The sequence below is a fragment of the Arthrobacter sp. E70 genome, assembly GCF_058266945.1.
The window spans coordinates 1-3,236 of sequence record NZ_JBYQFR010000031.1; the positions used below are offsets into that span (position 1 = coordinate 1).

Genomic DNA, 3,236 nt, shown 5'->3' on the forward strand with positions numbered 1-3,236 from the left:
TCTGTGTGGTGTAAGTTGTTGGCCTATTAGTACCGGTCAGCTTCACGAGTCGTTAGTCCTCGCTTCCACATCCGGCCTATCAACCCAGTGGTCTGGCTGGGGGCCTCTCACACACAAAGGTGTATGGAAATCTCATCTTGAAGCGAGCTTCCCGCTTAGATGCTTTCAGCGGTTATCCCATCCGAACGTAGCTAATCAGCGGTGCACTTGGCAGTACAACTGACACACCAGAGGTTCGTCCGTCCCGGTCCTCTCGTACTAAGGACAGCCCTTCTCAAATTTCCTGCGCGCGCAGCGGATAGGGACCGAACTGTCTCACGACGTTCTAAACCCAGCTCGCGTACCGCTTTAATGGGCGAACAGCCCAACCCTTGGGACCTACTCCAGCCCCAGGATGCGACGAGCCGACATCGAGGTGCCAAACCATGCCGTCGATATGGACTCTTGGGCAAGATCAGCCTGTTATCCCCGAGGTACCTTTTATCCGTTGAGCGACGGCCATTCCACAATGTACCGCCGGATCACTAGTCCCGACTTTCGTCCCTGCTCGAGATGTCTCTCTCACAGTCAAGCTCCCTTGTGCACTTACACTCGACACCTGATTGCCAACCAGGCTGAGGGAACCTTTGGGCGCCTCCGTTACTTTTTAGGAGGCAACCGCCCCAGTTAAACTACCCATCAGGCACTGTCCCTGACCCGGATTACGGGCCGAAGTTAGATGTCCAAAGTGACCAGAGTGGTATTTCAACGATGACTCCACCCGAACTGGCGTCCGGGCTTCAACGTCTCCCACCTATCCTACACAAGCCACTCCGAACACCAATACCAAACTATAGTAAAGGTCTCGGGGTCTTTCCGTCCTGCTGCGCGTAACGAGCATCTTTACTCGTACTGCAATTTCGCCGAGTTTATGGTTGAGACAGCGGGGAAGTCGTTACTCCATTCGTGCAGGTCGGAACTTACCCGACAAGGAATTTCGCTACCTTAGGATGGTTATAGTTACCACCGCCGTTTACTGGGGCTTAAATTCTCAGCTTCGCCGTGAGGCTAACCGGTCCTCTTAACCTTCCAGCACCGGGCAGGAGTCAGTCCGTATACATCGTCTTGCGACTTCGCACGGACCTGTGTTTTTAGTAAACAGTCGCTTCCCCCTGGTCTCTGCGGCCCCGATCCCCTCCAGAACGCAAGGTTCTTTCAAGGTTGGGGCCCCCCTTCTCCCGAAGTTACGGGGGCATTTTGCCGAGTTCCTTAACCATAATTCTCTCGATCGCCTTGGTATTCTCTACCTGATCACCTGTGTCGGTTTGGGGTACGGGCGGCTAAAACCTCGCGTCGATGCTTTTCTCGGCAGCATAGGATCACCAAATCCCCCCATACGGGGGTCCCATCAGATCTCAGGCACATGAACAGCGGATTTGCCTACCGTTCGCCCTACATCCTTAGACCGGGACAACCATCGCCCGGCTCGGCTACCTTCCTGCGTCACACCTGTTAATACGCTTGCCTCCCGGGATCAGGTCCTGCGCTCCACCAAAACCCTTCCGTCCAAAGGACGGTCGGGCAGGTTTCGGGCAGTTAGTATCCCCCGCTCAGCATGGGCGGTTTTTCGCCGGTACGGGAATATCAACCCGTTGTCCATCGACTACGCCTGTCGGCCTCGCCTTAGGTCCCGACTTACCCAGGGCAGATTAGCTTGACCCTGGAACCCTTGATCATTCGGCGGACGGGTTTCTCACCCGTCTTTCGCTACTCATGCCTGCATTCTCACTCGTGTAGGCTCCACCGCTGGTTTACACCGCGACTTCACCGCCCACACGACGCTCCCCTACCCATCCACACTCCTGAACCACAAAGGCTTAGAGACTGTGTGAATGCCACAACTTCGGCGGTGTACTTGAGCCCCGCTACATTGTCGGCGCGGAATCACTTGACCAGTGAGCTATTACGCACTCTTTTAAGGGTGGCTGCTTCTAAGCCAACCTCCTGGTTGTCTGGGCAACTCCACATCCTTTCCCACTTAGCACACGCTTAGGGGCCTTAGTTGGTGGTCTGGGCTGTTTCCCTCTCGACTATGAAGCTTATCCCCCACAGTCTCACTGCTACGCTCTCACTTACCGGCATTCGGAGTTTGGCTGACGTCAGTAACCTTGTAGGGCCCATTAGCCATCCAGTAGCTCTACCTCCGGAAAGAAACACGCAACGCTGCACCTAAATGCATTTCGGGGAGAACCAGCTATCACGAAGTTTGATTGGCCTTTCACCCCTACCCACAGCTCATCCCCTCCATTTTCAACTGAAGTGGGTTCGGTCCTCCACGACGTCTTACCGTCGCTTCAACCTGGCCATGGGTAGATCACTTCGCTTCGGGTCTAGATCACGCCACTCACACGCCCTATTCAGACTCGCTTTCGCTACGGCTGCCCCACACGGGTTAACCTCGCGACGTAACACTAACTCGCAGGCTCATTCTTCAAAAGGCACGCCGTCACAACTACAAGGCTGCTCCGACGGATTGTAAGCACACGGTTTCAGGTACTGTTTCACTCCCCTCCCGGGGTACTTTTCACCTTTCCCTCACGGTACTGGTCCGCTATCGGTCATTAGGGAGTATTTAGGCTTATCAGGTGGTCCTGACAGATTCGCACGGGATTTCTCGGGCCCCGTACTACTTGGGATACTCTCACAGGCGGCACAAACGCATTACGGTTACGGGACTAACACCCTCTCTGGCCGGCCTTTCAAAACCGTTCACCTATGCGCGCACATCACACCCCACCAGCCCGGCAGAACTGGTATGGAAAGTCCCACAACCCCGACCATGCAACGCCCGCCGGCTATCACACATGGAACGGTTTAGCCTGATCCGCGTTCGCTCGCCACTACTAACGGAATCACTATTGTTTTCTCTTCCTGCGGGTACTGAGATGTTTCACTTCCCCGCGTTCCCCCCACGCACCCTATGTGTTCAGGTACGGGTCACCAAGTCACTCGCGCGCTCAGCGGGGTTTCCCCATTCGGACACCCTGGGATCACAGTCCGGTTATCGACTCCCCCAGGCTTATCGCAGATTCCTACGTCCTTCATCGGCTCCTAATGCCAAGGCATCCACCGTGTGCTCTTAAAAACTTGACCACAAAGATCAAAAACAAAAAACACTCGAGAGAACCACAGAAACCGTCCCGCGCACCACAACCCCCAAAAAGGGCCACAGCACACGAACCAGATCCAGGTTCATA

General features: G+C 55.1%; 1 rRNA gene. It reads right to left on the reverse strand.

Going from position 1 to position 3,236, the window contains the following annotated elements:
* Positions 1-5: 5 nt before the first annotated feature.
* A 23S ribosomal RNA gene (locus AC3IMC_RS20380) occupies positions 6-3,132 on the reverse strand.
* Positions 3,133-3,236: the final 104 nt, after the last annotated feature.